This window comes from Variovorax sp. P1_H12_2 (assembly GCF_056405335.1).
This window is the reverse complement of sequence record NZ_JBFUCI010000033.1, coordinates 1-26,626: the sequence shown is the minus strand read 5'-3', so window position 1 is coordinate 26,626 and position 26,626 is coordinate 1. Positions and strand designations below refer to the sequence as shown.

Genomic DNA, 26,626 nt, shown 5'->3' with positions numbered 1-26,626 from the left:
CGCAGAGCCCGGCCCTGGCGAACTACTTCCAGGGTGCGGTGGCCGCCGGCGCCAATGCCAAGCTGGCGAGCAACTGGATCACGGGCGAGATCGCACGGCGCCTGAACCAGCAGGACATCGCGATCACCGAAGCCCCGGTGACGGCAGCGCAACTCGCGAAGCTGGTCGAACGCATCGGCGACGGCACGATCTCGAACAATGCGGCGCGCCAGGTCTTCGACGCCCTCTGGACCGGCGAAGGCCAGGACGTCGACGCGCTGATCGAGGCCAAAGGCCTGAAGCAGATGAGCGACAGCGGCGCGCTCGAGACGATCATCGACGGCGTGCTGGCCACCAACCAGAAAAACATCGACGAGTACCGCGCCGGCAAGGAGAAGGCTTTCAACGCGCTGGTCGGCCAGGTCATGAAGGCCAGCCAGGGCAAGGCCAACCCGGCGCAGGTCAATGCGCTGCTGAAAGCCAAGCTGGGGTGATCTCGCTCGCCCCCAGGTTGGCTCACTTCGTGTAGCCGCCCACCCCCTGCCGGGGGCAACACCGGCGGCCCGGCGAAGCCGGTTCCGCGGTGTTTCACCAGCGGGCCTGGCTGCGCCGGCCGGATCTTTGCTTCAGGTGCGCGCGGCCTTGAGCTGGCGCTGCTGCAGCGCCCTTGTTGCCGATATCGGCAGCCGTTGCGACCACTCGCTCGATGGCTTCTCGACCAGCCTGAAAAGCAGGTAGGCCGCCGCAGTGCACACTGCAACGCCGATCGGCACCCACACGGCATGCAGCGACTCCGGCGTGCGGGGGAGCACCAGGTTGAGCAGCTTCACTCCGAGCGGGAAATGGATGAGATACAGGGAATAGGAAATGGAGCCCAGGAAAAGCGCCACCCTCAGCCGCATCGCCGGCAGGTAGCGGATCGCCAGGTAGCACGAGAGGCCTGCCGCCAGTTCGGGGTAGGAGGACTTCGGTATGGCGGCGGCGGCGGCCAGCAGGACCAGCCCTGCGGCCTCGGCCACGGGGATCCGAAGGATGGCGACGTAGCAGGCCACGAATCCCATCAGGAAATAGGGAAGATGGCGGACGACGTCCAGCTGATCGGCCCCGAACGCGGCGACCGCGGCACAGACACAGAACGAGAGGATGCGGACCAGGCGGCGCCGCGAGAAGAGGAGCGGAAAGAAAATGGAGATGAAAAGGTAATATTTCATCTCCACGATGAGCGTCCATATCACCGGATTCTCGCCCGGGACGTCCAGGTACAGGACATACTGCGACAGCTGCAGCACCGAGATCTTCGGCGCCTCGCCCTTGACCATCGCTGCCCCCAGCGAGAGCGTGAACGTGAACAGCAGCGCGACGGCGTACGTGGGCTGCAGGCGCAACAGCCGCTTGAGCCAGAACCGGCCGATGTCCGTGATCCGGTACTCACCCTTCAGAAGGCTGTAGGGAATGATGTAGCCCGAGATGACGAAGAACACCTGGACGCCGACCGCTCCGTGCTTCGCGAGCTCGGCCGCTGCCCCCGACAGTGCTGGAGCGAAGTGGCATATGCACACCATCAACGCCGCGAGGCCGCGCAGATAGTCCAGCGTGAAGATTCGGTTGCCCATGCGACTGGCTCCTTGCATGCAGTCAGGGCGCGCCGATCGCTACCGCGCTGAAGCGGCAGCCGCGCTCGACGCCCAGAGCGGCTTGAGACGCGCTTGTTCCTCGTCGAAGCGCGCATTCAGGCGCTTCTTTTCCTCTTCCTGCTCGCCGATGAAGCGGTTCTGCACCGCGACGCTCCTGGCGTTGTCTTCCATCTTGCGACGCACCGCTTCCGGGGCCTTGCTCGGGTCCTTCTTGTAGAACTCGAGCTCGTCGTCGACCTTCTTGCGGTCCTCGGCCAGTTCGCCCAGGCGCTTCCTGGCGGCCTGGATGACGACGTCGATCTGTACCAGCGCCTCGGCGCGCTCGCGGTCGTGGGTTGCCGCGTTGGGGTAGCGCACCAGCAGCGCTCGCTCGCGCCGCCGCTCTTCCAGCAGCCGGGCCGCCTGCAGTTGCGTCAGGCGTTCCCGCTCCTCGCGCTCGGCCTGCTCGCGCGCCGTGTAGGTCGGCTCGACCTTGCGGCGCATGGTGCCGCTCGGGTTGAGTTCGCGCTGTTCGCGGTCGATGCAGTCGGGGATCGGGCGGTCGGCCGTGATGGTGCGCCCGCGCGCGTCGGTGCAGCTGTAGATGCCGGCGGAGGCGGATGGCGTGCGCGCGGGCTGCTGTGCCTGCACCGCGCCGGCCGCAGCCAGCGAGAACGCCAGAAATGCCTTCAGTGCTTGCTTGCTCGCCAACATCAATCCTTCAGACGGGTTGAATCAGCCCGCGCCGTAACGTGCCCGGTACGCCAGCACGTGCTGGCGGTGGGTGCCCAGCTCGTCATCCGCGCGGCCCGAGAGATACTGTAACAAGTCGTCCAGCGTTGCAATGGAAATTACTACAAGTCCGAGCTGATTGCGTACATATTGCACGGCGCTGTGGTCCACGTCGACCCCGTTCTCGGTCGCCTTCTCCTGCCGGTCCAGTGCGATCGCGACCGCGTGCGGCGTGGCGCCGGCAGCGCGGATGGCGGCGATCGATTCGCGCACCGCGGTCCCGGCCGACATCACGTCGTCGACGATCAGCACCCGGCCCTTGAGCGGGGCGCCGACCAGCGTGCCGCCTTCGCCATGGTCCTTGGCTTCCTTGCGGTTGTAGGCGAAGGGCACGTTGCGGCCGCGCCGCGCGAGTTCGGCCGCCACCGTGGCGCCGAGCGGAATGCCCTTGTACGCCGGGCCGAAGATCATGTCGAACTCCAGCCCGCTGGCGATCAGCCGGTCTGCATAGAATTCGGCCAGCCGCGCGAGCTTGGCGCCATCGTCGAACAGGCCCGCGTTGAAGAAATACGGGCTGATGCGGCCGGCCTTGGTCTTGAACTCGCCGAAGCGCAGCACCCCCGACTCCAGCGCAAACTGCACGAACGCCTGTGCCAGTGCGCCGTCCTTTTCCATCTTTTCAGCCATAGGGAATGTCCTCGTGTTCAAACTGACCAGCCTCAACCTCAACGGCCTGCGATCGGCTGCCACCAAGGGCGTCGCCGACTGGGTCGGCGGACTGGCGCCGGATTGTATTTGCATGCAGGAAATCCGCGTCCAGGCCAGCGACATCGAGGGACGCTTCGAAGAGATGGCGGGCTTGAAGGGCCACTTCCATTTCGCCGAGAAGAAAGGTTACGCCGGCACTGCGATCTACACCAGGCATGCGCCCAGCGAGGTGGTGGTGGGCTGGGGCGATGCCGAATTCGATGCCGAGGGCCGCTACCTCGAGCTGCGCTTCGACACGCCGAAGCGCAAACTCTCGATCATCAGCTGCTACTTCCCCAGCGGCTCGTCGGGCGAAGAGCGGCAGGCGGCGAAGTTCCGCTTTCTCAAGGGCTTCTTTCCGCACCTGCGCGCACTGAAGCGCGAACGCGAGTTCATCCTGTGCGGCGACATCAACATCGCGCACCAGGAGATCGACCTCAAGAACTGGCGCGGCAACCAGAAGAACAGCGGCTTCCTGCCCGAGGAGCGCGCCTGGATGACGAAGCTGCTCGACGCCGGCGCCGAGGGCGCAGGACTGGTCGACGTCTACCGGATGCTCAAGCCCGAGACCACCGGCGACGCCTACACCTGGTGGAGCAACCGCGGCCAGGCCTATGCGAACAACGTGGGGTGGCGGCTGGACTACCACCTGGCGACGCCGAAGCTCGGCGCCCTGGCGCGACATGAGGCGATCTTCAAGACCGTCAAGTTCAGCGACCACGCGCCGATCACGGTGGACTACGACTTTTCCCTGTGAACGCCGGCGCAGCCATCTGCTGCGCCTGCCCGCCCAATGCGGACGAGCGATTTTTACACAATCGTTACAAGAAGTGACAGGCGCCGTCGGAAGTCGTGTCGAGCGACGACCACGACGTGGTGGCGCGCGACATCGAGGACCGGGGCTTTCCGCGCGGCGAACTGGTGCTGGCCAGCCTGCGCGGACGCCAGTTGCCGGTCATCGCCTATGCGTTCGCGGAATTCCTGCGCAAGCGGCTGACAGAGACGGCGGGCACGGCCTCCGCGGCCTGAGCCCGCCCCGCGTGCCGCGCCATGTGCACCTCGTGCAGCGTGATCTTGCGCACCTCGGCCTGGCTGGTCTCGATGTGCGCGCGCAGCAGCATGGCGGCCTGATCGCCGCGGTTGGCGCGGATCGCCTTCAGGATCTTGGCGTGCTCGTCGTAGGTCGCGTCGATGCGCGGCTGCTTGGTGAAGTCGAGCCGGCGGATGATCCGGATGCGGTCGGTGACGTCGCGGTGCACGCGCGCCATCTCGGCGTTGCCGGCGGCCGCGACCAGGGAGCAATGGAAGGCCTCGTCCCACTGCGCCACCTGCACCGAGTCGGCGCTGCGCTGGGCGGCGGGCACCAGCCAGATGCCGGCCAGCGTGTCGAGCAGGCTGCGGTCGACGCGATGGTCGCTCTCGCAGAGCCGGTGCACGGCCGTGGTCTCGAGCACCATGCGCAGGTCGTAGAGCTGCTCGAACTGTTCGAAGTCGAAGGGCAGCACGCGCCAGCCGCTGCGGAACAGGACTTCGACGTAGCCTTCCTGCTGCAGCCTGAAGAGCGCCTGGCGCACCGGCGTGCGCGAGACGCCGAGGCGCTCGCTGATCTCGTTCTCGGTGAAGCGGTCGCCCGGGACCAGGCTGAACTCGGCGACGTCGCGCTTGAGCTGCGCATAGACCTCGTCGGCCCGGGTGCGGAACACGGGTGCCGATGCAGCGGACTGGGAAGGCGTTCGGACGGTCGTCACACAGGCCATGTTAGTGCTTGCCCAGCGCGGCCAGCAAGGCGGCGCTCGGCGCGGTCCAGCCGACGATCGCGCCCTGGGCGCGGATCATCTCGATGGCAGCCGCCTTGAAGGCGGGGAAGTAGCTCTCGGTACAGTCCTCGAGCAGCAGGCAGTCGAAGCCGCGGTCATTGGCCTCGCGCATGCTGGTCTGCACGCAGACCTCGGTCGTGACGCCGCCGAACAGCAGGTGGGTGATGCCGCGCCGCTTCAGCGTCTCGTGCAGGCCGGTGGCGTAGAAGGCGCCCTTGCCGGGCTTGTCGACCACGATCTCGCCTTCGACGGGTGCCAGCGCATCGATGATCTGGTTGCCCGGTTCGCCCATCACGAGGATGCGGCCCATGGGGCCGACGTCGCCGATGCGCAAGGCGGGATTGCCGCGGTTGCGCTTGGCCGGTGGGCAGTCGGAGAGGTCGGGCTTGTGGGCCTCTCTGGTATGGATGACAAGGCCGCCTGCCGTTCGCCAGGCTTCGAGGGCCTTCTTCGTGGCGGGGACGATGGCCTCGAGCAGGGAGACGTCGTTGCCCAGGGTTTCTCCGAAGCCGCCGGGCTCGATGAAGTCCCGTTGCATGTCGATCAGGACCAGGGCGGTCTTGTTGATGTCGAATTCGTAGGCGAAGGGTTGCGCTTCTATCTTCATGTCTTGGCTTTCGACGATGTCAGGTTGTGGGCGCGTGGGCGGCGGCGGGCGGTATGCCCCGGGCCGGCCGACGTCACCGGCCCTTCGGGCTGCCCTGCGCTGCTCGCGGTACGCGGGGTCTCGCTCAAACTCGCCTTCGGCTCAAACAGTCGCGAGCCCTGATCCGCGTACCGCTGCGCTGCTCGGCGGTGCCTCAACGGCCGGCCCGGGGCATACCGCCCACCGCCGTGGAAACGTTGGGGGTGAACAGCCCCCCGCCACAGCTGCTCTGACCCGCAGGCCCTCGACGCTGGAGGCGCGCCCGTCCGTGGGTCCCCCCCGAAGCCCGGCATGCGGTGCGGGACGAGCGATCCCCTCTGCGCCGCTGAGGAGCGCAGCTTCAGGCGGATCAAGGGCCGCGCGTGTTTGAGCGCAGCGAGTTTGCGCGGACCCCGCCTGGAGCGAGCACCGCAAGGGAGCCCGAAGGGCCGGCGCAGTGGGGTCGTCCGGCCCGCACCGCATGCCGGGCGCGCTTCCAAGGAAACGGAAACGAAGAGCCTCATGCAGCCACCGGCGCATGGTGATCACCGCCCCCCATGTGCGCGCCAAGAACATGTCGCTCGGCAGTCGCAGCATCGGTCTCGTAGACGATCCGCCCTTCGCTCATCACCACGATCCGATCCGCCATCTCGAGCAGCTCGTCCAGGTCCTCGCTGATCAGCAGCACGGCACCGCCGCGGGCGCGCACCTGCACGATGCGGCTGTGAATCTCGGCCACCGCCGCGAAGTCCAGGCCGAACACCGGATTTGCCGCGATCAACACGTTGATGTCCCCGGCCAGCTCCCGCGCCAGCACCGCGCGCTGCACGTTGCCGCCCGACAGGCTGCGGATCGGCGCGCCCTCCCCCTGGGTCTTGACGCCGTACTCGGCGATCCATTCGCGGGCCCGGCTGCGCCACAGCGGGAAGTTCAGCACGTCGGCACCGAACGCCGGCCAGGCCAAAGGAGGCTGGTCGAAGTCGCGCAGCGCCATGTTCTCGGCCACGCTGAGGTCGCCGACGCAGGCGTTGCGCAGCGGCTCCTCGGGCAGGCTGCGCACCTTGAGGCGGCGGTTCTCCTCGCGCTTGGCGGCGTAGGGCTTGCCCATGACGGTCACGCGGCCCGCGAGGCGCGGCCGCTGGCCGACCAGGGCCTCGACCAGTTCACGCTGGCCGTTGCCCGAGACGCCGGCCACGCCGAGGATCTCGCCGGAACGCACCGACAGGCTCAGGTCATGCACCGCCAGCGTGCCGCGGTCGCCCAGGGCCCGAAGGCCGTCGACATGCAGCGCGATCGGGGCGTCGGGCGGGGTCGGCTGCATCGCATGCAGGGCGCGGCCGATCGGCGCGGCGGTGTCGCCCTCGGCGGGCGGCGGCGCTTCGCCCTCGCCCATCATCGCCGCCGCCAGCCGCGCGGGCGTGGTGTCGGCCACCTTGCAGTGATGCACCGCCTTGCCACGCCGCAGCACCGTGACGCTGTCGGCATAGGCCATCACCTCGCGGAACTTGTGCGTGATGATCAGCACGGTGCACAGGCCGCTCTGCGCAAACTCGCGCACATGGCCCAGCACCTCGTCGGCCTCCTGCGGCGTCAGCACCGAGGTCGGCTCGTCGAGGATCAGGAGGCGCGGCCTCAGGTAGAGCTGCTTGAGCAGCTCGAGCTTCTGCTTCTCGCCGGCCGCGAGTTCCGACGGACGCGCGTCGAGGGCGAGGCGGAAGGGCGTGCCGGCCAGGAAGTCCTCGAGCTCGGCGCGCTTGCGCTTCCAGTCGATCAGCGCCGGCGTCTTGCCGCCGGCCAGCAGCAGGTTCTCGGCCACCGTCATGCCGGGTGCCAGCGTGAAGTGCTGGTAGACCATGCCGATGCCGAGCATGCGGGCGACCACCGGGTTGGCGATGTCCTGCTCGCGGCCGTCGATCAGGATCGATCCCTCTTCGGCGCGCTGGAAGCCGGCCACGCATTTCACCAGCGTGCTCTTGCCCGCGCCGTTCTCGCCCAGGAGCGCGTGCACCGTGCCGGGCTCGACGTGCAGGGTCACGCGGTCCATCGCCGTGAAGCTGCCGAAGCGCTTGGTGAGCTCGTAGGTGTCGAGCGCCAGCGCGCCGGTGGCGGGAGGAAGCGGGGCGACGGGGGCAATCATGCCGTTCTCTCCGGTCTAGGGCTGTGGCAGCGCCTCGAGCAGCGCGCCCGAGTTCGCGTGCGCGCCGAACACGCCGCCCTGCATGGTGATCATCCTGAGCGCCGCGAGGTGGTTGCCGTGGTCGGTGGCCGCAGTGCAGTCCGACAACAGCAGGCATTCGAATCCGCGGTCGTTGGCGTCGCGCATCGTGGTGTGGACGCAGACGTCGGTCGTGATGCCGGCGAGGATCAGGTTCTCGATGCCGCGCGTGCGCAGCACCAGTTCGAGGTCGGTGGCGTAGAACGAACCCTTGCCGGGCTTGTCGATCACCACTTCGCCGGCGAGCGGCGCCAGCGCGGGAATGATCTCCCAGCCCGGCTCGCCGCGCACCAGGATGCGCCCGCACGGGCCTTCGTCGCCGATGCCCACGCCGTTGGCGCCGATCTGGCGCGAGCGCCAGCGCTTGTTGGCCGGCAGGTCGGCGAGATCCGGGCGGTGGCCTTCGCGGGTGTGGATGATGTGGAAGCCCAGCGGCCGCAGCCGCGCCAGCGTGCGTGCGATCGGCGCGATCGGCGCCTGCACGAGCGACAGGTCGTAGCCCATCACATCGACGTAGCCGCCCTCGCCGCAGAAGTCGGTCTGCATGTCGATCACGATCAACGCGGTGTTGTCGGGCCTGAGCGCGCCGTTGTAGGGCCACGGATACGGATCGGCCGCGACGAAGGTCGCGCGCGTGTCGAGGCCGGCCGCGAGGTCCATCGAGCCGGAGTCGCCAGGTCGGCCGGCGGCGGGACTGCTCATGGCGAAGACTCCTTGTGGTTCAACGTGTGGACGAGAGTTCGCCCGGGCTGCCCGCGGCGACGCTGCCGGGCCTGCAGGTCAGCACCAGGATCACCAGCGTGAGCACGTAGGGCACCGTGTTGAACAGGTGGTAGCCCCAGCCGACGCCGATCGATTGCAGCGCCGGGCCGATCGCGCCGGCGCCGCCGAACAGCAGCGCCGCGCCGATGCAGCGCAGCGGGCTCCAGCGCGCGAAGATCACCAGCGCGACCGCGATCAGGCCCTGGCCGCTCGAGATGCCCTCGTTCCAGCTGCCCGGATAGAACAGCGTGAGCGAGGCGCCGCCGAGCCCGGCGATGAAGCCGCCCGCGGTGGTGGCGGCGATGCGCAGCCCGGCGACCGAATAGCCGAGCGCCCGCGTCGCATTGGCCGAGTCGCCGGCCATGCGCACCAGCAAGCCGGCGCGGGTGCGCGCGAAGCCCCACCACAGGAACACCGCCAGCGCGATGCCCACCGGCACCAGCGCGTTGACCTGCAGCGCCGACCGGATCACCGGGTTGTCGCTCCAGTCGCCCAGCGGAATCGCCGGCAGTTGCGGTGCCTGCGGCTGGATCAGCGGCTTGCCCAGGTAGAAGGCGAGCCCGGTGCCGAACAGCATCAGCGCGATGCCGGTGGCGACGTCGTTGACGCGGTCGAGCGAGCACAGGAGCCCGTGCAGCAGCGCCAGCAGCGCGCCCGCGGCGGCGCCGGCCAGCACGCCGAGCCAGGCCGAGCCGGTGAGCCAGGCGCCGCCGAACGAGGCCATGGCGGAAAGAACCAGCACGCCCTCGAGGCCGAGATTGATGCGGCCCGACTTCTCGGTCAGGCATTCGCCCAGGCTCACGAAGAGGAAGGGCGCGCCGACGCGCAATGCGCCGCCGACGATGCCGGCCACGAGCGCGATCCACTGGTCGGAAGTCATAGAGCAACCTCCGCGCTGCGCGCTGCGGTATTCGACTTGGGAGCGGCCCGGCGTCTCATACGGGCTCCTTGGTCAGGCGCGGCTGCACCGCACGCGGCATGCGGTTCTTCAGCAGCGCCTTCCAGTCGATCATCCGCAGCCCCTCGCTCGCGAGGATCAGCACGAAGGCCAGGCCCTGCAGCACCAGAACCGAGGCATCGGGCAGGCCCAGGCGCCGCTGCAGCAGGCTGCCCGCGGCACCAAAGCCGCCGAACAGGATCGCCACCGGGATCACCGCCACCGGGTTGTGGCGGGCGATGAACGCGACCAGGATGCCGGCGTAGCCATAGCCCGCGATCAGCGAGGCGTTGGCATTGGTATGGACCGCCGCGACCTCCACCGCGCCGGCGACGCCGGCGAAGGCACCGCCCAGCCCGCAGGCCGCCAGGATCAGCCCGTTCGCCGGCAGGCCCACCAACTGCGCGGTGCGCGGGTTGCCGCCGACCACGCGGACCGAGAAGCCCGATGCGGTGGCACGCAGCCAGAGCCCCGAGATCGCGCAGGCCACGATGCCGATCACCAGCCCCCAGTGCACGTCGGAGCCGCCAATGCCGCCGATCGCGAGGCCGTCAGCGAGCGAACGGGTCGCCGGCTTGTTGAGGCTGGCCGGATCGCGCAGCACGCCCTCGACCAGGTGCTTGAAAAGCCCGATCGCGATGTAGGCCAGCAGCAGGCTGCTGATGGTCTCGTTGATGCCGCGGTACTGGCGCAGCCAGCCCGCCAGCGCGATCCAGGCAGCGCCGGCGATGGCGCCCGCGATGCACAGCAGCAGCGTGCCCGCGAGATTGGCCGGCAGCGGCAGCGCATAGGGCAGCGCCGCGGCGGCCAGTCCGCCGAGCACCAGGGCGCCCTCGCCGCCGATGATCACCAGCCCGGCGCGCGCGGGAATGGCCACGCACAGCGCGGTCAGCATCAGCGGCGCGGCGCGCTGCAGCGTGCTCTGCCACGAGAACCAGTCGCCGAAGGCCCCCTTGAAGAGAATGACCCAGACCTCCAGCGGACTCACGCCGGCGAACCAGACGAAGACGCCGAAGAGAAGCAGTGCCGCCGCGATGGCGAACACCGGCAGCGCGATCTCTTTCAATGCGTGGCGCATCGTCGGCTCGCGAAGTCAGGTATTCAGCCGACGGAACCTACGACGCCTTCGACCAGGTAGTTCATCTTCTCGAGCTCGAGGTCGGTCTGCTTGAGCGCCTTGCCGGCCGGGATCACGACCACACCCTTGTTGTCCTTCAGGCCGCCCTGGAAGATGTCGAAGCTGCCCGCGAGCATCCTGGCCTTGATCTCGTCGGCGTTCTTCCTGGCCGGGTCCGTGACCATCGGGCCATAGGCCGACATCTTCACGTAGCCTTCCTTGAGGCCGCCGCGCAGGAAGTTCGGATGCGGCTTGCCGGCCTGCGCCGCATCGACCACGGTCTTGTAGGCGGTGAGCCAGTTCCACTCGGCGCCGGTGAGGTAGGCGTTGGGTGCCAGCTTGGCCTGGCTCGCGTGGTAGCCGCAGACCATCTTGCCGCGCTTGGCAGCCGTCTCGACCACCACCTTGGGGCCGTCCACGTGCATCGTGAACACGTCGCAGCCCTGGTCGGCCAGGCTGTTGGTGGCCTCGGCTTCCTTCACCGCCATCGACCAATCGCCGGTGAAGATCACGCTGCAGGTGATGCCGGGCTTGACCGAGCGCGCGCCCATCGTGAAGGCATTGATGTTGCGCAGCACCTGCGGGATCGGCTTGGCGGCCACGAAGGCGATCTTGTTGCTCTTCGTCATGTGGCCGGCGATCACGCCGTTGAGAAACTGGCACTCGTCGATGTAGCCGAAGAAGCTGCCGACGTTGTTCGGGTGCTTGCCCTCGCTCCAGAGGCCGCCGCAATGGGAGAAGCGCACGTCCGGGTTCTTCGGCGCCACGGCCAGGATGTGCGGGTCGAAGTAGCCGAAGGAGGTCGGGAACAGCAGCTTGGCGCCATCCTGCGAAATCATGCCGGTCATGGTCTTCTGCACCGCCGCGGTCTCGGGCACGTTCTCTTCCTCGACCACCTTGAGGCCCGGCATCTTCTTGAGTTCGGCCGCCGCCAGCGCATGCGACTGGTTGTAGCCATAGTCGTCGCGCGGGCCGACATAGATCACGCCGACGGTCAGCGGCTTCTGCGCACGGGCCAGCGCGCTCCATCCACCCAGCGAGGTGGCGGAGGCCAGCGCGGCCAGGGACTTGAGGGAATCGCGACGGTTGAACTGGCTCATGGTGCTTACTCCAGGTGATGGAAGAATCAGAAGGCCGGGGTGTCCTGTCTTGGATACAAGTTGGTGTGCAAAAACCGTACCAGCGCCTTGCCCCCGAAATCAGGCCAACAGGCTCACGTGGGCCGCCACCACGCGCCAGCCTTGTGCGGTGCGCATCCAGGTCTGGCTCTGGCGCCCCGTCCTTGTGCTTCCTTCGCGCCGGAATTCGAGGTTGGCGGTGGCGAAGTCGCGGCCGTAGGTGGTGATGACCGTGCGCAGCACTTCGCGCGCCAGGCCCTGCGAGGGCCGCGCGGCGCGGAAGGCCTGGATCTCGTCGTAGCCGTAGAGGTTCTCGGTGGCGCCGTAGCGCAGGGTGTGCGGGCTGTTCCAGAACAGCTCGTCGAGCACCTCGACCTTGTTGTGGACCAGGGCGTCTTCGTAGCGGTCGCAGGCGGCCTCGACTTCGGCGAGCACCTCGGGCAGGTTGATGGGCTGGTTCATCGTCCCTCCTTCATCAAAGCGTTGCGACCGGCGACCGCACCACGCCGGCCGACTCGAGCGCGGCGGCGACGCGCAGCACCAGGTCTTCGCGCCACGGCGCCGCGATGACCTGCACGCCGATCGGCAGCGCGGGGTGGGCGCCCCACACCGGTACCGCGCACACCGGCAGGCCGATGCAGGAGATCGGCTGGGTCAGCAGGCCCAGGTTGGGACGCACCGGCAGCCGTCGGCCGTTGAGCTCGAACCATTCGGCGCCGATCGGCGTCGCGGCCGAGGGCGTGGCGGCCGCCAGCAGGATGTCGAAGCGCTCGAACAGCCGCGCCACCTGCTCGGCATAGAGCCGCCGCACGCGCTGCGCGCGCGCGACCCATGCGGCCGGCAGCAGCGCGCCGGCCAGGAAGCGGTCGCGCGACAGCGGTTCGAAGTCCTGCGCGCGCGTGCGCAGGTCGGGCAGGTGGAGTGCCGCGCCTTCGGCGTTGGTGATCAGGAAGGCCGCGGCCCGTCCGACCTCGACCATCGGCAGTTCGACCGTTTGGCTGGCGCCCAGCGCCTGGGCCACCGCGTCGACCGCGCTCAGCGCCTCCGGCTGGGCATGCTGACGGAAGTAGCCGCCCAGCACGCCGATGCGCAGCCCCCGTGCGCCGAGCGCCAGCGCCGCGGCCACCGGCTCGGCCGCGCGCTGCGCGCAGCCCGGGTCGCGCGGGCCGGGGCCTTCGGGGCCCTGCATCGCGTCGTAGGCCAGCGCCAGGTCGCGCACCGTGCGCGCGAACGGCCCGAGGTGATCGAGGCTGGACACGAAGGGAAAGCTGCCGGTGCGCGGCAGGCGCCCGAAGGTCGGCTTGAGGCCGAACACGCCGCACAGCGACGAAGGCACGCGGATCGAGCCGTTAGTGTCGGAGCCCAGGGTCAGCGGCACCTGGCCCCCCGCGACCGCGGCGCCCGAGCCGCCCGAGGAGCCGCCCGCGATGCGTGTCAGGTCGTGCGGGTTGTGGGCCGCGCCGACGTGGCTGTTCTCGGTCGTGAAGCCGTAGGCGTACTCGTCCATGTTGAGCGCGCCGACCAGCACCGCGCCCGCGCTCTCGAGCCGCCGCACCAGCGCGGCGTCGTCGCGCGCCGGCATGCTTTCGCGCTCGATCTTCGATCCGGCCAGGGTCGCGAGGCCGGCGATGTCGAACAGGTTCTTGACCGCGAACGGCACGCCCAGCAACGGCAGCTCGCGCGTGCGCGCGCCCTGGTCCGAAGCCAGCGACGCATCGACCTGCGCCGCGCGCCGCAGCGCGCGCGCGCGAACCACTTCGGTGAAGGCGTTGACACGGGCGTCGGTGGCCTCGATGCGGTCCAGGCTGGCCTGCACCAGCGCGACCGCGCCGACCGTGCCGGCGCGCACCGCACCGGCCATCGCCGACGCATCCTGCCGGAGCAAGTCCGAAGCGTTCATGCCTGCGTCTCCCGCGGCGCGACCGGCGAGAAGCTCAGCGCCGGCTCGTCGCGCTCGCCGAGCGGCACGGCGTCGACCAGCGCGGCAAACTCCGCGGCCAGCGCGAAGTAGCGCAGCACGCCGGGCCTCTGGTCGGGCCTGAGCTTCAGGCCGAGCATGGCCGCCGATGCATCGACATAGGCTTCGATCTCCGAAGGCGTCATGGCGGGACTCCTAGCGGCGCACTTCGCGCTGGAAGATCTCGAGGCTGAGCTTCTTCATGGCGACGAAGCTCGCCGAGCTCAAGGTCTCGAGCGTGCGCGGCCGCTCGTCGCGGTAGTCGAGGATCTCGGCCACCTTGGTCGGCCGCTTGGTCAGGAGCAGCACCTGGTCGGCGAGGTACACCGCCTCCTCGAGGTCGTGCGACACCAGCAGCATCGTGGTGCCGGTCTTCATGAACACCTCCTGCAGCTTCTCTCGGATGAAGAGCGTCATCTCGAAGTCGAGCGCCGAGAACGGCTCGTCGAGGAACAGCACCTCGGGGTTGGGCGCCAGCGCCCGCATGATCGAGGCGGTCTGCTGCTGGCCGCCCGAGAGCTCGTAGGGATAGCGCTTGAGGTCGAATTTGACGTCGAACGAAGCCACCAGCTCCGCCATGCGCCGGTCGACTTCGGCCTTGGAGCGGCCTTCCAGCTTGAGCGGATAGGCGATGTTGTCGATGGTGCGCATCCACGGGAACATCGCCTCGCGGTAGTTCTGGAACACGTAGCCGATCTTGGTGTCCTTGAGCGACTTGCCGTCGAACAGGATCTCGCCCGCGTCGATCGGGATCAGGCCCGCGATCATGTTGATCAGCGTCGACTTGCCGCAGCCGTTGGGCCCGAACACCGAGACGATCCTGTGCTTCGGGATGTCGAGGTCGAAGTTCTGGTACAGCGGCCAGCCCGCGAAGTGCTTGGTCAGCCCGCGGATGGTGATGTGGGTGCCGGCCGGGCCCGGGGTGAAGACCGGCTTCGGCACGTCGGCGTACACCGGGCCGTTGATGACGTTCTCGACGCTGGCTCTCATCTTCCGCTCCAGTGCACGATGCGGCGCTCGGCCACGAGGAAAAGGATGTTGAGCGCATAGCCCAGCGCGCCGGCCGCGAGGATCGAGGCGTACATGTCCTTCACGTTCATCACCTGCTGCGAGTTGATGATGCGGTGGCCCAGCCCGCTGTCGGAGCCGATGAACATCTCGGCCACGATCACGATCACCAGCGCCATCGACACCGCCGAACGCAGCCCGACGAAGGTCGGCTGCAGGCTCTCCCAGACCAGCACGTCGCGAAAGATCTGCCAGCGCGAGGCGCCCATGACCTTGGCCGCCATCACCCGCTGCTTGCGCGCGTTCATCACGCCGTAGGCGCTGTTGAAGACCACGATCAGGAGCGCGCCGAAGGCCGCGATCGCCACCTTGTTGACGTCCGACACGCCGAAGATCATCAGGAACAGCGGGATCAGCGCCGACGAGGGCGTGGAGCGGAAGAAGTCGATCAGGAACTCGACGCTGCGGTAGGCGCGCTCGTTGCTGCCGAGCAGCACGCCCAGCGGCACGCCGACGATGGCGGCGATCAGGAAGGCCTGCAGCGTGCGCCAGACCGTGACCGCGAAGTCGGTCAGCAGCGCGCCGCCGGCCAGCCCCGAGACCAGGGTGAGCAGCGTGTCGCCCGGCATCGGCAGCAGGATCGCCTTGATGAAGCCGAGCCGCACGGCCAGGTCCCAGACGATGAACAGCACCACCGGGCCGATGAAGGGCAGCGCCTTGACCCAGTGCGATTCGCGCGGCGGCGCGGCGTCGGCTCCGGTTGCGGGGGGCGACCAGGGCGCCGTGCCGGACGAGGGCGTCGTCATGCCATCAGCCCTTGTAGAGCATCGTGTCGACCATCAGGCGCGACGAGAAGATGCCCTTGTCGGAGAACAGGTCGAAGAACTTCTGGAAGTACGCGATGTCGCCGGGCGTGAACTCGTTGTACATCGTGTAGGCCGCCAGCGGCACCTCGCCGGTCAGCGGCCCCTCGATCGCGGTGTAGCCCTTGAGGTACTGGCGCGCCTCGGCCGGCTTGCTGCGCACGAAGGCCACGCCCTGGCCATAGGCGGCGATGAACTTCTTCGCCGCGTCGGGATTTTTCTTGATCAGCGCCGAGGTCAGCGAGGCCGAGCCGCCGAACCACGGGGCCATCGGATCGCCCAGTACGTATTTCGCGATCACCCCGGCCTCGAGCACACGGGTGCTGCCGTTGAGGCGGCCGATGGTGCCGGTCGGCTCCAGCGTGTAGCAGCCGTCGACCTGGCCGGCCGCGAGCGCCGCGACATGCTGGCCGATCGGCAGCTCGACCACCGTGGCGCCCGTGGCGCCGCCGCGTTCGAGCACCGCCTTGGCGAGCGTCACGTTCTGGATGCCGGGGCCGGAGGCCACGCGCTTGCCCTTGAGGTCGGCCATCACCTTGGCCGTGCTCGCGGTCGGCACCAGCACCTGGTCGAGCACGTTCCGCGCGTTGCTCGGGTTGGAGCAGAAGATCTTGAAGCTGCCCGGCGCGGCGATCTCGCCGATCGCGATGTTGGCCGAGCCGGTGCCGTTGGCGCTGCCGTCGCAGCGCTCGGCCAGCATCGCTTCCATGATCTGCTGCGCGCCGGCATAGCGCTGCACCTCGACGTCCAGCCCGGCCGCCTTGAAGTAGCCCAGTTCGACCGCGGCGTAGAACGGCAGGCCGGCCGCGATCGGCCAGTAGCCGATGCGGATCCTGGGCGCGCCCTGGGCTCGCACGATCGCGGGCGCGGCGAGCACCGCCAGGCCGGCCGCACCGGCCTGCAGCAGTTGGCGCCGCGAGGCCGGCGTGGCGAGAGTCAGGGGTTTCTTGCTGTGGGCCATGGCGTACTCCGGATGAAAAGTGGGAAGGGGTTCAGGTCGCGGCCGTGCTGCGCCCCGCGATGTAGGCGCGCCAGCCGCCGAGGGCGGTGATGTCGTCGGCGCCGGCCACCGCCAGCGCCTCGCAGAGGAAGCCCTGCACGCTGCGACCGTCCGCCAGCACGAGGCTTCCGATGCCCAGCGGCGCCGGGATCAGGGCGACGAAGCTGCCGTAGTGGGCCAGCGGCATGTCCCAGATCTCGATGGCGATCGCCGCGCCCTCGCCGGGCGCCACGCGCAGCAGCCCGGGCTTGGGCGGCACGGTGCCGGGCAGCGCATAGAGCCGGTAGTCCGACGCCGTGTGGGTCGCCGCGACCAGACGGGCGCCGCGCTCGGTGAGCTGGCTGTTCAGCGGCATGCCCGACAGGTGGGCGCCGACCACCGCCACGGCCACCGTCGGCGGCTCGGCAAGCACCGGAAGCGGCTCGGGCGCGGGCAACGGCTCCCGCGTGGCGCCGAGCGGGAGCCCGGTGGCGTGGTGGAAGCGCTGGCCCAACTCGGCCAGCTGGAAGTCGCTGCCGGCGCGGCCGATCAGCGTGATGCCGAAGGGCAGGCCGTCGTCGCGCAGGCTGGCCGGCACCGAGATCGCCGCGTAGTCCAGCAGGTTCACGAAGTTGGTGTATTCGCCCAGCTGGCGATTGAGCGCCACCGGGTCGGCCCGCATCGCCTCGATCGTGCAGTGGGTCGGCGCGGTGGGCACCAGCAGCACATCGATGTCGCTCCACATCGCCGCGGCGCGCTGGCCCAGCGCCTGCAGCTTCGTGCGGGCATCGACGAAGTCGGCGGCGCTGTAGCCGCGCCCCTGCGCAAGGATGCCGCGCACCGGCTCCATCACCTCGCTTTCGTGGGCATCGAAGAATTCGCGCACCGCGGCGTAGCGCTCGGCGACCAGGGCGCTGTCGTAGAGCAGCGCGGCGGCTTCGGCAAGCGGCGCGTAGTCGATCTCGACCGGCGTGCCGCCGAGCGAACGCATCCGTTCGATGGCGCGCGCGAAGGCCTCGGCCGACCGGGCGTCGCCGAAGAAGTTCAGCGCCGACGGGACGCCGAAGCGAAAGCCCGCGGACAGCGGCCGGGTCTCCAGCGCCAGACTGCGCCCGAAGGGATCCTCGGGGTCGTAGGCCATCGCCGCGTGCAGCACGCGCGCTGCGACCGCCACCGTGCGCGCAAAGATCGAGACGCAGTCGACGCTCTGCGCCGCCGGCACCACGCCGCGCGCACTCAGCAGTCCGCGCGAGGGCTTGAGGCCGACGATGTTGTTGAGCCCGGCCGGCACCCGGCCCGAGCCGGCGGTGTCGGTGCCGAGGGCGAAATCGGCCTGCCCGGTCGCCACCACGTAGGCCGAGCCCGAGCTCGATCCGCCCGAGACGTAGCGCGCGTCGAAGCTGTTGGGCACCGCGCCGTAGGGCGAGCGGGTGCCGTTCAGCCCGCAGGCGAACTGGTCCAGGTTGGTCTTGCCCAGGAGCGCCGCACCGGCATCGAGCAGCCGCTGCACCACCTGGGCGTGTGCCGTCGGGGTGCGGGCGAAGGCCGGGCAGCCGGCCGTGGTGGGCACGCCGGCGACGTCGATGTTGTCCTTGGCGGCGAAGCGCAGGCCGGCCAGCGGGCCGGTGGCAGCACCGCCCAGAGGCGCCGCGAAGCGCGCGATCCACGCCGCCGCGGCCCGGGCCTTCACCTGTTCGTCGGCCGCGCCCGTGGGCGGGGCCTTGTCATGCACCATCATCAAGCATCCTGTCTTGTGTACAAGATGCCTTGCAAAGGATGTGCCAGGCCTTCGCAAGCACGGGCGGATGCGCCGCGGTTCTCCCGGGCGTCAGGGCGCGTCAGCCGCGCTGAGTCTGTCGCGCTTATTGCGCTGCGCGAAGACGGCCTGACAGGCCTTCGACCTTGGGCACGTTGGCCTGCAGCACCTTGATGCGGTCCGGCCCGCTCGGATGCGTCGAGAGGAAGCCGATCGCGCCTTCGCTCTTCGATGCCTTCGCCATCTTGGTCCACAGCGACACCGACGCCTTCGGGTCGTAGCCCGCGCGCGCCGCGAGTTCGAGACCGACGAGATCGGCGTCCGTCTCATCGCTGCGGCTGAACTTGAGCGTGATGAGCTGGGTGCCGGCCCGGGCCGCCAGATCGCCGGCCTGGCCGAGACCGAACAACTGCGCCGCGATCGACAGCGCCGCCCCCGTTCCCGCGTTCTTGGCAAGCCGCGCCCGCGCATGCTCGCGCAGCGCGTGCGCCATCTCGTGGCCCATGACCATCGCGACTTCGTCGTCGCTGAGCTTCAACTGTTCGAGGATGCCCGTGAAGAAGGCGATCTTGCCGCCCGGCATGCAGAAGGCGTTGATCTGCTTGCTGCCGATCAGGTTGACTTCCCACTTCCACGACGCGGCACGCGGGTTCCATTGCGCCGTGAAGGGAGTGATCTTCGAGGCGATGGCCCGCAGCCGCTGCAACTGGGCATTGCTGTCGGGCGCGAGCGCGCCCTTGGCCTGAGCCTGCGCCAGGATCTGGTGGTATTGCTGGACGCCGGCGCGCTCGATGTTCTCCGCAGGCACCAGGTTGCGCGCCACCGACGCCTCGCCGACGTCGACCTGCGCCAGGGCGGGCGATGCGGCGGCAGCGCCCGCCGCCAGCAGGAAGGCGCGGCGTCCGCGAGCGGGAGCGGATCGAAAATCGCAGAGCAAACACATGCGGGAATAATAAGCAGCCCCAACGAACCTCTCTCAATGTCCGCACCATCGGCTGACGAAGCCCCACCTTCCCTGCCCTGGCGCGACGCGCTCAAGGTCTATCTCGAACCCGCAACTCTGCGCATGCTTGCGCTGGGCTTCTCCGCGGGCCTGCCGCTGCTGCTGGTGCTCGGCACGCTGAGCTTTCGCCTGCGCGAGGCGGGGGTCGATCGCACCACCATCGGCTTCCTGAGCTGGGTCGGGCTCGCCTACGGCTTCAAGTGGGTCTGGGCGCCGCTGGTGGACCGGCTGCCGATCCCGCCGCTGACCACGCTGCTGGGCCGCCGCCGCGGCTGGCTGCTGCTGGCGCAGATGGGCGTGATCGCAGGACTCGCCGGCATGGCCTTCAACGACCCGCGCGACGGCCTGCCGCCGCTCGTGTGGTGCGCGCTGCTGGTCGCCTTCTCCTCGGCGACGCAGGACATCGCCCTCGACGCCTTCCGCATCGAATCGGCGGCCACGCGCAAGCAGGCCGCGCTGGCCGCCGCCTACCAGACGGGCTATCGGCTGGCGATGATCTGGGCCGGCGCGGGCGTGCTCTGGGTCGCGGCATGGGCTGAACTGCCCGGCCTCGCGGGCTACCAGAACAACGCCTGGAAGACCGCCTACCTCGTGATGGCCGCATCGATGGCGGTGGGCGTGCTCACCGTGCTGCTGTCGCCGGAACCGGTGCGCGCCACGCTGCCGCAGCCGAAGACCGCCGCCGCCTGGTTGGAGAGCGTGCTGGTCGAGCCCTTCGCCGACTTCATCCGCCGCTACCGTTGGCAGGCGGTGCTGATCCTGTCGCTGATCGCGGTCTACCGGATCAGCGACGTGGTGATGGGCATCATGGCCAACCCTTTCTACGTCGACATGGGCTTCACCAAGGACGAGGTCGCCACGGTCAGCAAGATCTACGGCGTGGTGATGACGCTGGTCGGCGCCTTCGTCGGCGGCGTGCTGTCGATGAAGCTCGGCGTGATGCGGGTGCTGATGCTGGGCGCCGTGCTGAGCGCCGCCAGCAACCTGCTGTTCGCCGGGCTGGCCTCGCGCGGGCACGACCTCACGGCGCTGGTGCTGGTGGTGTCGGCCGACAACCTGGCCGGCGGCATCGCCTCGGCGGCCTTCATCGCCTACCTGTCGAGCCTGACCAACATCAACTACTCGGCCACCCAGTACGCCCTGTTCAGCTCGCTGATGCTGCTGCTGCCCAAGTTCATCGCCGGCTATTCGGGCGTCTTCGTCGACGCCTTTGGCTACCAAGCCTTCTTCATCGGCACGGCGGTGATGGGGGTGCCGGTGCTGCTGCTGGTGGCGCTGGCGTCGCAGGCCGCCAAGCGCGGCAAGGCCGATGCGCCTGATTCGCCCTAGGCGCCCTGCCCTGAGGCGCCCGGCCGCAGGGTCCAAGCCCTGACCGACCGCGGTGGATCGCGCCCAACTGGTAGGCTGTCGTGTTTCAGCCATCGCAACGTGCCCACCGTGACACCTTCCCGCATCCTCCCCTTGCAGATCAGCGCCTTCACCGCGACCTCGGCCGTCGGTGTGGGCAAGGCCCCGCTGCTCGACGCGCTCGAGCACTCGCGCAGCGGCCTGCGCGCCAACGACTTCGGCGCCTCGCCGCTGCCGACCTGGATCGGCCGCGTCGACGGCCTCGAGGCGCTCCGGCTGCCCGAGGAACTCGCGGCCTGGGACTGCCGCAACAACCGCCTGGCCTGGCTCGGGCTGCAGGCCGACGGCTTCAATGAAGCGGTCGCCGCCGCGCGCGAGCGCTACGGCCCGACGCGCATCGCGCTGGTGCTCGGCACCTCGACCTCCAGCATCGGCGAGACCGAGGCCGCCTACACGCAGCTGGTCGACGGCGCCTTCCCCGCCGCCCAGCAGCGCCCCATGGTTCACACGCCGCACTCGCTCGCCCTCTTCGTGCAGCAGGCGCTGGGCCTCGAAGGCCCGGCCGAAACCATCTCCACCGCCTGCTCGTCGAGCGCCAAGGTGTTCGCCTCGGCCGAGCGGCTGATCCGCCTCGGCCTGGTCGACGCGGCCGTGGTCGGTGGCGTCGACACGCTGTGCGGCAGCGTGCTGTTCGGCTTCAACTCGCTCGAACTGGTCTCGTCCGCGCCCTGCCGCCCCTTCGATGCCGCACGCGACGGCATCAGCCTCGGCGAAGCCGCGGGCTTCGCGCTGGTCGAGCGCGGCCGCGGCCGGCTCGAATTGCTGGGCTATGGCGAGGCCAGCGACGCCCACCACATGTCCACCCCGCATCCCGAGGGCCTGGGCGCCGAGAAGGCGCTCGACGACGCACTGGCGCGCGCCGGCCTCGCGGCCGACGCCATCGACTACATCAACATGCACGGCACCGCGAGCACCAAGAACGACGAGGTCGAAGGGGCCCTGGTGACGCGCCGATTCCCCGACACTATCCACGCCAGCTCGACCAAGGGTTTCACCGGCCACACGCTGGGCGCGGCCGGCATCGTCGAGGCCGTGATCAGCCTGCTGGCGATCGAGACCGGCCTCAAGCCGGGCACCGTCAACACCACCACGCTCGATGCCGAGTGCGGACCGCAGATCAAGCTGCAGCCCGCGCGCGGCGAGGTGCGCTACGCGCTGAGCAATTCCTTCGGTTTCGGCGGCAACAACTGCTCGCTGGTCTTCGGCAAGGGAGCCGCCACATGACGACGAACAAGACCCCCACGCTCTACATCGAAGGCCCGGCCTTCTGGGCCGCGACGCTGCCCGGCTGGGAGATCGCCAGCGCCGTGTTCCGCGGCGAGGGCACGCCGGCCGACCCGCCGGCCAAGCGGCCCTCGCCGCAGCTGCTGGCGCCGGCCGAACGCCGGCGCGCCCCCGACACCGTGGCGCTGGCGCTCGAAGTGGCCGCCGCCGCCGTGGCCGGCTCGGGCCGCAACGCGGCCGACCTGCCCTGCGTCTTCGCCTCGGCGCATGGCGACCTGGGCATCAACGACTACATGTGCGGCACGCTGGCGGCCGATCCGCTGCTGCTGTCGCCGATCAAGTTCCACAACTCGGTGCACAACGCCGCGGTCGGCTACTGGACCATCGGCACCGGCTGCATGGCGGCCAGCAATTCGCTCGCGGCCTACGAGAGCAGCTTCGCTGCCGGCCTGCTGGAAGCGGCGGCGCAGTGCGCCGCCGACCAGCGCGCCGTGCTGCTGGCCGGTTACGACATGCCGGCCGTGGGCGCGCTGGCCTCGGTGACGACCAGCCGCGAGATGCTGGCCGTGGCCCTGGTGCTGTCGCCCACGCGCACCGAACGCACCGTGGCGTCCTTCGAGTGGTCGCTGGCCGGCGGCGCCCTGCCGGCGACGCGGGCCCGCTGCGCCGCGGCACGCGCGCTGGAAGTCAACGCGATGGCCGACGCCCTGCCGCTGTTCGAGGCGCTGGCGCGCGGCGAGTCCGAGTCGCTGAGCCTGCCGCTGTCGGCCACGCTGTCGCTGCAGCTCCAGCTGCAACCGGAACTGCAGCTCGAACCGCAGGACTGACGCCCCATGGACGCGAGCCGCCCCGCACACGATGTCGTGATCATGGGCGGCGGGCTCGCAGGCCTCACGCTGGCGCTGCAACTTCGCCAGCGCTTTTCCGAGATCGATGTCGTGGTGCTGGAGCGCCGCACGCATCCGGTGCCGCACGCGACCCACAAGGTGGGCGAATCATCGGTCGAGATCGGCGCCCATTACTTCGATACCGTGCTCGGCCTCAAGCCGCACCTTCATGGCGCCCAGTTGCGCAAGTTCGGCTTCCGCTTCTTCTTCAGCGAAGGCCGGCGCGACGTCGACCAGGTGACCGAGATCGGCGCCAGCCGCTACCTCTCGGTGCCGAGCTACCAGATCGACCGCGGCATCTTCGAGAACTACCTGGCCCAAGAGGCCGGGCGCCAGGGCGCGCGCTTCATCGACCACGCGACTGTGCGCCGGATCGACCTGGCCGACGATCCGCGCCGGCTGCATCGGATCGAATGGTCGCGGGGCGGCGAGACGCTCGAGATGCACACCCGCTGGCTGGTCGACGCCTGCGGCCGAGCCGGCCTGCTCAAGCGCAAGCTCGGGCTCGAGCAGGCCAACGCGCACGACTGCAACGCGGTCTGGTTCCGCATCGGCGAGCACATCGCGATCGACGACTGGTCCGACGACCCGCACTGGCGCACGCGCTGCTGCGAACCGCCGTCGCGCTGGCTGTCGACCAACCACCTGGTCGGCGCCGGCTACTGGGTCTGGCTGATCCCGCTGGCCTCGGGCTCGCATTCGGTGGGCATCGTCGCCGACCCGCGCCTGCACCCGCTGGAGCGGATGGACACCTTCGACAAGGCGATGCTGTGGCTCCAAACCTGGCAGCCGCGCCTCTTCGATGCGCTCGACGGCAAGCGCCACCGGCTGCAGGACTTCGCCTTTCTGCGCAACTTTTCCTACGGCTGCAAGCAGGTGTTCTCGGACCGGCGCTGGGCGCTCACAGGCGATGCCGGGCTGTTCCTCGACCCCTTCTATTCGCCGGGCAGCGACTTCATCGCGGTGGCCAACACCTACATCTGCGACCTGGTCGGACGCGACCGCGCCGGCCTCGCGCTGGCGGCGCGGGCCCAGCTCTACGACCAGATCTACCACTCGTTCTACGAGAGCACGCTGGCGCTCTACACCGACCAGTACCCGCTGTTCGGCGACCCCGAGGTGCTGCCGGTGAAGGTGATCTGGGACTACAGCTACTACTGGGGCGTGCTGGCGCAGATCTTCTTCCAGCGGCGGCTCACCGACCTCGCCCTGCTGGGCAGCCTGCGCGGCGAGCTGCAGCAGGGCCAGCGCCTCAACGTCGCGGCCCAGGCCTTCTTCCGCGACTGGTCCGCCGTGAGCCACCGGCGCAATCCGGCCGTGCTGCTCGACCAGGCCGCGCTGCCGTGGTTCGCCGAACTCAACCGCAGCCTGAACGACACCCTCGACGACGACGCCTTCAGGCACCGCATGCGCCAGTCGGTGGACCGGCTGAGCGCCCTGGCCGGCGAGATGCTGGCCCGCGCCAGCCGCGACCACCCGGGCCTGGACGGCGGCGCGCTGTCCGCGCTGCTGGCGCAGGCGACCGCACCCGCCGGCGCGCCGCCCGGGGCCCTTCTTTTCGCCGCCGGATGAAACCGCCGGCGGCAAGGTTTACCCAACTTTACGAAGCGTTCAAGCCTGCGCCACCCCGCAGGAGGAAGCTAGCCCCCTGAGTACAACCACCGTGGCACACCGCGCGGAGACACCCCGAATGAGCACCCCGCAACTCCTGATGATCGAAGACGACACCCGCCTGGCGCAGATGGTGGGCGAATACCTGACGCAGTCGGGCTTCGGCTTCTCCCACGCCGCCGACGGCGCCAGCGGGCTCGAGATGCTGCAGCAGCGCTCGCCCGACCTCGTGATCCTCGACCTGATGCTGCCCGACACCGACGGCCTCGAGGTCTGCCGGCGCATCCGCGCGCTGCCGGGCGGCCAGGCCAAGGTGTCGGTGCTGATGCTGACCGCCAAGGGCGATCCGATGGACCGCATCATCGGCCTGGAGATCGGCGCCGACGACTACCTGCCCAAGCCCTTCGAGCCGCGCGAGCTGCTGGCGCGCATCCGCGCCGTGCTGCGCCGCCGCGGCGAAACCGCGAGCAATTCCGAGGGGCCCGCCGTGATGCGTTTCGGCACGCTGGACATCGACCGCAACGCGCGCACCGTCACGGTGGGCGGCGCGCCGGCCGACCTCACCTCCTACCAGTTCGACCTGCTGGTGGCGATGGCCGAGCGCGCCGGCCGCGTGCTCACGCGCGACCAGATCATGGAAGCCGTGCGCGGACGCGAGCTCGAGGCCTTCGACCGCTCGATCGACGTCCACATGGGACGCATCCGGGCCGCGATCGAGGTCGACGCCAAGAACCCCAAGCGCATCCTCACGGTGCGCGGCGTGGGCTACGTCTTCGCCAAGCAGCAAGACTGAATACATGGCCCCCACGCTCCTCACTTCGTGTACTCGCTGCCCCCCGAGGGGGCCCAGTCCGCCTTGGGGCGGCCCGGCGGCGGACATGGCCCCCACGCTCCTCACTTCGTGTACTCGCTGCCCCCCGAGGGGGCCCAGTCCGCCTTGGGGCGGCCCGGCGGCGGACTGACATGCTCCTCAATCTCTACCGCCGCCATCTCTACGTCCGCGTCTGGCTGGCGGTGGTGGCGGGCGTCTTCATCCTGACCCTCACGGCCAACTGGATCGTGCGCGAGGCCGCCGAGAGCGAGCGCGAGCGGCTGGCGCCGGTGCCGCGCGAGGTCGTGGTGCTCGATTCGCAGGACCGCCGCATCGGCAGCGGCAAGGCCATGCGCGTGCCGGGCCAGGGGCTGGAATTCGACGTCACGCTGAACGACGGCCGGACGCTCTCGCTGCAGGTGGCGCCGCGCGACCGCGGCCCGGGCGGGCCGCCGGGCATGTCGCCCTGGCGCACGCCTTTCGGCCTCGGCTGGATGGTGGCGCTGGTGGGCGTGGCGGTCGCACTGGGCGTCTACCCGATCGTGCGCCGGCTCACCAAGCGGCTCGAGGCGCTGCAGCGCGGCGTGCAGCGCTGGGGAGAAGGCGACCTGTCGGCGCGCGTGCCCGAAGACGGCCAGGACGAGGTGGCCGATCTTTCCAGCGGCTTCAATGCCGCCGCGGCCCGCATCGAACAACTGGTGCGCTCGCACAAGTCGCTGCTCGCCAATGCCTCGCACGAGCTGCGCTCGCCGTTGACGCGCATCCGCATGGGGCTCGAGCTGATGGGCGAGCGGCCCGGCCCGGCCGCGCGCCAGGAGATCTCGCGCAACATCGCCGAGCTCGACCAGCTGATCGACGAGATCCTGCTGGCCAGCCGGCTGGACGCCAAGGAAGCCGACATGGGCACCGTCGAGACCGTCGACCTCACGGGCCTCGCGGCCGAGGAATGCGCGCGCGTCGACGCCGACCTCGAAGTCAGGGAAGGCACCGACAGCGACGCCCTCACGGTGCGGGGCGTGCCGCGCCTGCTGCGCCGCGCGATCCGCAACCTGCTCGAGAACGCGGGCCGCTACGGCGCCGGCGAGACCAGCGTGGAGATCGGCAGCCGGGCCGGCCAGGCCGAGATCCGCGTCAACGACCGCGGCCCGGGCGTGCCGGCGGCGCTGCGCGAGCGCATCTTCGAGCCCTTCTACCGCCTGCCGGGCGCCAGCGAGCGCAACGGCGGCGTCGGGCTTGGCCTGGCGCTGGTGAAGTCGATCACCGAGCGCCATGGCGGCAGCGTGCGCTGCGAGGACCGCCCCGGCGGCGGCGCGAGTTTTGTAATCACCCTCCCGCACTAGGCTCGCCCCCAGGTTGGCTCACTTCGTGTAGCCGCCTCGAGTCGCTGCCAGAGGCAGCGGCTCTTCGGAGCCGTCCAAGCCTGCGCAGGCAGGCTTGGAGCCGCGGCTCCTCAGCCCC

The 26,626-nt window shown here is 69.7% G+C and carries 26 protein-coding genes and 1 pseudogene; 9 read left to right on the top strand and 18 right to left on the bottom strand.

All coding sequences use genetic code 11. The features are described 5' to 3' along the window. Nucleotides 1–473: pseudogene (gene gatB / locus AC1D2K_RS06040) on the top strand (Asp-tRNA(Asn)/Glu-tRNA(Gln) amidotransferase subunit GatB); the annotation flags it as partial. A 132-nt stretch (nt 474–605) separates the two neighbouring features. On the opposite strand, the gene AC1D2K_RS06035 reads toward gatB, so the two are convergent. The 3 genes from AC1D2K_RS06035 to pyrE are packed head-to-tail and all read right to left on the bottom strand — an operon-like array spanning nt 606 to nt 3,011. Further along, nucleotides 606–1,592, bottom strand: coding sequence for an acyltransferase family protein (locus tag AC1D2K_RS06035; RefSeq protein ID WP_478087102.1), 987 nt, complete (start codon nt 1,590–1,592; stop codon nt 606–608). 39 nt (nt 1,593–1,631) lie between these two features. Next, on the bottom strand, nt 1,632–2,303 hold the full coding sequence (locus tag AC1D2K_RS06030) for a DUF4124 domain-containing protein (RefSeq protein WP_478087100.1): 672 nt from the start codon (nt 2,301–2,303) through the stop codon (nt 1,632–1,634). Between the two features lie 24 nt (nt 2,304–2,327). Beyond that, nucleotides 2,328–3,011: an orotate phosphoribosyltransferase gene (gene pyrE, locus AC1D2K_RS06025; RefSeq protein ID WP_478087099.1), complete on the bottom strand. Its 684-nt coding sequence runs from the start codon at nt 3,009–3,011 to the stop codon at nt 2,328–2,330. Nucleotides 3,012–3,024: 13 nt separating this feature from the next. Here pyrE and AC1D2K_RS06020 point away from each other — a divergent pair, with 13 nt between their 5' ends. Together AC1D2K_RS06020 and AC1D2K_RS06015 are read left to right on the top strand one after the other, a co-directional pair. Further along, complete coding sequence (locus tag AC1D2K_RS06020; protein WP_478087097.1) at nt 3,025–3,828, top strand: exodeoxyribonuclease III; 804 nt, start codon at nt 3,025–3,027, stop codon at nt 3,826–3,828. A gap of 95 nt (nt 3,829–3,923) precedes the next feature. Then, nucleotides 3,924–4,100, top strand: a complete 177-nt coding sequence (locus AC1D2K_RS06015; RefSeq protein WP_478087096.1) for a hypothetical protein — start codon at nt 3,924–3,926, stop codon at nt 4,098–4,100. Here the strand turns inward: AC1D2K_RS06015 and AC1D2K_RS06010 are convergent. The 15 genes from AC1D2K_RS06010 to AC1D2K_RS05940 all read right to left on the bottom strand — a co-directional run bounded on the left by AC1D2K_RS06010 (nt 4,034) and on the right by AC1D2K_RS05940 (nt 19,168). Further along, nucleotides 4,034–4,819: a GntR family transcriptional regulator gene (locus tag AC1D2K_RS06010; protein WP_478087094.1), complete on the bottom strand. Its 786-nt coding sequence runs from the start codon at nt 4,817–4,819 to the stop codon at nt 4,034–4,036. The two genes, AC1D2K_RS06015 and AC1D2K_RS06010, sit on opposite strands and share 67 nt — an antisense overlap. Nucleotides 4,820–4,829: 10 nt before the next feature. After that, nucleotides 4,830–5,495, bottom strand: coding sequence for a cysteine hydrolase family protein (locus AC1D2K_RS06005; RefSeq protein WP_478087093.1), 666 nt, complete (start codon nt 5,493–5,495; stop codon nt 4,830–4,832). 538 nt (nt 5,496–6,033) lie between these two features. After that, nucleotides 6,034–7,650 (bottom strand): ABC transporter ATP-binding protein, encoded by a 1,617-nt coding sequence (locus AC1D2K_RS06000; protein WP_478087092.1) that lies wholly within the window; start codon nt 7,648–7,650, stop codon nt 6,034–6,036. 15 nt (nt 7,651–7,665) lie between these two features. Further along, nucleotides 7,666–8,388: a biuret amidohydrolase gene (gene biuH / locus AC1D2K_RS05995; RefSeq protein WP_478087103.1), complete on the bottom strand. Its 723-nt coding sequence runs from the start codon at nt 8,386–8,388 to the stop codon at nt 7,666–7,668. A 61-nt stretch (nt 8,389–8,449) separates the two neighbouring features. Beyond that, complete coding sequence (locus AC1D2K_RS05990) at nt 8,450–9,370, bottom strand: ABC transporter permease (protein WP_478087090.1); 921 nt, start codon at nt 9,368–9,370, stop codon at nt 8,450–8,452. Between the two features lie 55 nt (nt 9,371–9,425). Continuing rightward, nucleotides 9,426–10,505 carry an ABC transporter permease gene (locus tag AC1D2K_RS05985; protein WP_478087088.1) on the bottom strand — a complete coding sequence of 360 codons (1,080 nt, stop codon included), beginning with the start codon at nt 10,503–10,505 and terminating at the stop codon, nt 9,426–9,428. 23 nt (nt 10,506–10,528) lie between these two features. Then, nucleotides 10,529–11,644, bottom strand: coding sequence for a BMP family ABC transporter substrate-binding protein (locus tag AC1D2K_RS05980; protein WP_478087087.1), 1,116 nt, complete (start codon nt 11,642–11,644; stop codon nt 10,529–10,531). Nucleotides 11,645–11,743: 99 nt separating this feature from the next. Continuing rightward, a complete protein-coding gene (gene hpxZ / locus AC1D2K_RS05975; protein WP_478087085.1) occupies nt 11,744–12,124 on the bottom strand; it encodes an oxalurate catabolism protein HpxZ in 381 nt (126 codons plus the stop codon). Between the two features lie 13 nt (nt 12,125–12,137). Then, nucleotides 12,138–13,562, bottom strand: coding sequence for an AtzE family amidohydrolase (locus tag AC1D2K_RS05970; protein WP_478087084.1), 1,425 nt, complete (start codon nt 13,560–13,562; stop codon nt 12,138–12,140). After that, nucleotides 13,559–13,765 carry a DUF4089 domain-containing protein gene (locus AC1D2K_RS05965; protein WP_478087083.1) on the bottom strand — a complete coding sequence of 69 codons (207 nt, stop codon included), beginning with the start codon at nt 13,763–13,765 and terminating at the stop codon, nt 13,559–13,561. The genes AC1D2K_RS05970 and AC1D2K_RS05965 overlap by 4 nt, the downstream gene beginning before the upstream one ends. Before the next feature lie 10 nt (nt 13,766–13,775). Continuing rightward, nucleotides 13,776–14,609, bottom strand: a complete 834-nt coding sequence (locus tag AC1D2K_RS05960) for an ABC transporter ATP-binding protein (protein ID WP_478087081.1) — start codon at nt 14,607–14,609, stop codon at nt 13,776–13,778. Next, nucleotides 14,606–15,433, bottom strand: a complete 828-nt coding sequence (locus AC1D2K_RS05955; protein ID WP_478087079.1) for an ABC transporter permease — start codon at nt 15,431–15,433, stop codon at nt 14,606–14,608. Before AC1D2K_RS05955 ends, AC1D2K_RS05960 begins: the two co-directional genes overlap by 4 nt. Nucleotides 15,434–15,437: 4 nt before the next feature. After that, a complete protein-coding gene (locus AC1D2K_RS05950) occupies nt 15,438–16,451 on the bottom strand; it encodes an ABC transporter substrate-binding protein (RefSeq protein WP_478087077.1) in 1,014 nt (337 codons plus the stop codon). Nucleotides 16,452–16,482: 31 nt separating this feature from the next. After that, nucleotides 16,483–18,207 (bottom strand): allophanate hydrolase, encoded by a 1,725-nt coding sequence (atzF, locus tag AC1D2K_RS05945; protein WP_478087075.1) that lies wholly within the window; start codon nt 18,205–18,207, stop codon nt 16,483–16,485. Between the two features lie 124 nt (nt 18,208–18,331). Next, on the bottom strand, nt 18,332–19,168 hold the full coding sequence (locus AC1D2K_RS05940; protein ID WP_478087074.1) for a M48 family metallopeptidase: 837 nt from the start codon (nt 19,166–19,168) through the stop codon (nt 18,332–18,334). 36 nt (nt 19,169–19,204) lie between these two features. Between AC1D2K_RS05940 and AC1D2K_RS05935 the strand changes: the two genes are divergently transcribed. From AC1D2K_RS05935 to AC1D2K_RS05910, 6 genes are all read left to right on the top strand, one after another. Next, nucleotides 19,205–20,557 (top strand): AmpG family muropeptide MFS transporter, encoded by a 1,353-nt coding sequence (locus AC1D2K_RS05935; protein ID WP_478087073.1) that lies wholly within the window; start codon nt 19,205–19,207, stop codon nt 20,555–20,557. A gap of 108 nt (nt 20,558–20,665) precedes the next feature. Continuing rightward, nucleotides 20,666–21,859 (top strand): beta-ketoacyl-[acyl-carrier-protein] synthase family protein, encoded by a 1,194-nt coding sequence (locus tag AC1D2K_RS05930; RefSeq protein WP_478087072.1) that lies wholly within the window; start codon nt 20,666–20,668, stop codon nt 21,857–21,859. Then, nucleotides 21,856–22,686 carry a beta-ketoacyl synthase chain length factor gene (locus tag AC1D2K_RS05925; protein WP_478087070.1) on the top strand — a complete coding sequence of 277 codons (831 nt, stop codon included), beginning with the start codon at nt 21,856–21,858 and terminating at the stop codon, nt 22,684–22,686. Before AC1D2K_RS05930 ends, AC1D2K_RS05925 begins: the two co-directional genes overlap by 4 nt. Before the next feature lie 6 nt (nt 22,687–22,692). Then, the gene (locus AC1D2K_RS05920) at nt 22,693–24,318 is read left to right on the top strand and encodes an NAD(P)/FAD-dependent oxidoreductase (RefSeq protein WP_478087069.1); all 1,626 of its coding nucleotides are present in this window, start codon (nt 22,693–22,695) and stop codon (nt 24,316–24,318) included. A gap of 118 nt (nt 24,319–24,436) precedes the next feature. Then, the gene (locus AC1D2K_RS05915; protein WP_478087067.1) at nt 24,437–25,150 is read left to right on the top strand and encodes a response regulator; all 714 of its coding nucleotides are present in this window, start codon (nt 24,437–24,439) and stop codon (nt 25,148–25,150) included. 170 nt (nt 25,151–25,320) lie between these two features. Then, nucleotides 25,321–26,508, top strand: coding sequence for a HAMP domain-containing sensor histidine kinase (locus AC1D2K_RS05910; protein WP_478087065.1), 1,188 nt, complete (start codon nt 25,321–25,323; stop codon nt 26,506–26,508). Nucleotides 26,509–26,626: the final 118 nt, after the last annotated feature.

Excerpts from the sequence above, each read along its gene's own strand:
- AC1D2K_RS05960 (WP_478087081.1), bottom strand. The coding sequence starts at position 14,609 with ATGAGAGCCAGCGTCGAGAACGTCATCAACGGCCCGGTGTACGCCGAC.
- AC1D2K_RS05980 (WP_478087087.1), bottom strand. The coding sequence starts at position 11,644 with ATGAGCCAGTTCAACCGTCGCGATTCCCTCAAGTCCCTGGCCGCGCTG.
- AC1D2K_RS06000 (WP_478087092.1), bottom strand. The coding sequence starts at position 7,650 with ATGATTGCCCCCGTCGCCCCGCTTCCTCCCGCCACCGGCGCGCTGGCG.
- AC1D2K_RS06035 (WP_478087102.1), bottom strand. The coding sequence starts at position 1,592 with ATGGGCAACCGAATCTTCACGCTGGACTATCTGCGCGGCCTCGCGGCG.
- AC1D2K_RS05915 (WP_478087067.1), top strand. The coding sequence starts at position 24,437 with ATGAGCACCCCGCAACTCCTGATGATCGAAGACGACACCCGCCTGGCG.
- biuH (WP_478087103.1), bottom strand. The coding sequence starts at position 8,388 with ATGGACCTCGCGGCCGGCCTCGACACGCGCGCGACCTTCGTCGCGGCC.
- AC1D2K_RS05925 (WP_478087070.1), top strand. The coding sequence starts at position 21,856 with ATGACGACGAACAAGACCCCCACGCTCTACATCGAAGGCCCGGCCTTC.
- AC1D2K_RS05970 (WP_478087084.1), bottom strand. The coding sequence starts at position 13,562 with ATGAACGCTTCGGACTTGCTCCGGCAGGATGCGTCGGCGATGGCCGGT.
- atzF (WP_478087075.1), bottom strand. The coding sequence starts at position 18,207 with ATGATGGTGCATGACAAGGCCCCGCCCACGGGCGCGGCCGACGAACAG.
- hpxZ (WP_478087085.1), bottom strand. The coding sequence starts at position 12,124 with ATGAACCAGCCCATCAACCTGCCCGAGGTGCTCGCCGAAGTCGAGGCC.
- AC1D2K_RS05955 (WP_478087079.1), bottom strand. The coding sequence starts at position 15,433 with ATGACGACGCCCTCGTCCGGCACGGCGCCCTGGTCGCCCCCCGCAACC.
- AC1D2K_RS05935 (WP_478087073.1), top strand. The coding sequence starts at position 19,205 with ATGTCCGCACCATCGGCTGACGAAGCCCCACCTTCCCTGCCCTGGCGC.
- AC1D2K_RS06005 (WP_478087093.1), bottom strand. The coding sequence starts at position 5,495 with ATGAAGATAGAAGCGCAACCCTTCGCCTACGAATTCGACATCAACAAG.
- AC1D2K_RS05950 (WP_478087077.1), bottom strand. The coding sequence starts at position 16,451 with ATGGCCCACAGCAAGAAACCCCTGACTCTCGCCACGCCGGCCTCGCGG.
- AC1D2K_RS05990 (WP_478087090.1), bottom strand. The coding sequence starts at position 9,370 with ATGACTTCCGACCAGTGGATCGCGCTCGTGGCCGGCATCGTCGGCGGC.
- AC1D2K_RS05910 (WP_478087065.1), top strand. The coding sequence starts at position 25,321 with ATGCTCCTCAATCTCTACCGCCGCCATCTCTACGTCCGCGTCTGGCTG.
- AC1D2K_RS05940 (WP_478087074.1), bottom strand. The coding sequence starts at position 19,168 with ATGTGTTTGCTCTGCGATTTTCGATCCGCTCCCGCTCGCGGACGCCGC.
- pyrE (WP_478087099.1), bottom strand. The coding sequence starts at position 3,011 with ATGGCTGAAAAGATGGAAAAGGACGGCGCACTGGCACAGGCGTTCGTG.
- AC1D2K_RS05920 (WP_478087069.1), top strand. The coding sequence starts at position 22,693 with ATGGACGCGAGCCGCCCCGCACACGATGTCGTGATCATGGGCGGCGGG.
- AC1D2K_RS05965 (WP_478087083.1), bottom strand. The coding sequence starts at position 13,765 with ATGACGCCTTCGGAGATCGAAGCCTATGTCGATGCATCGGCGGCCATG.
- AC1D2K_RS05985 (WP_478087088.1), bottom strand. The coding sequence starts at position 10,505 with ATGCGCCACGCATTGAAAGAGATCGCGCTGCCGGTGTTCGCCATCGCG.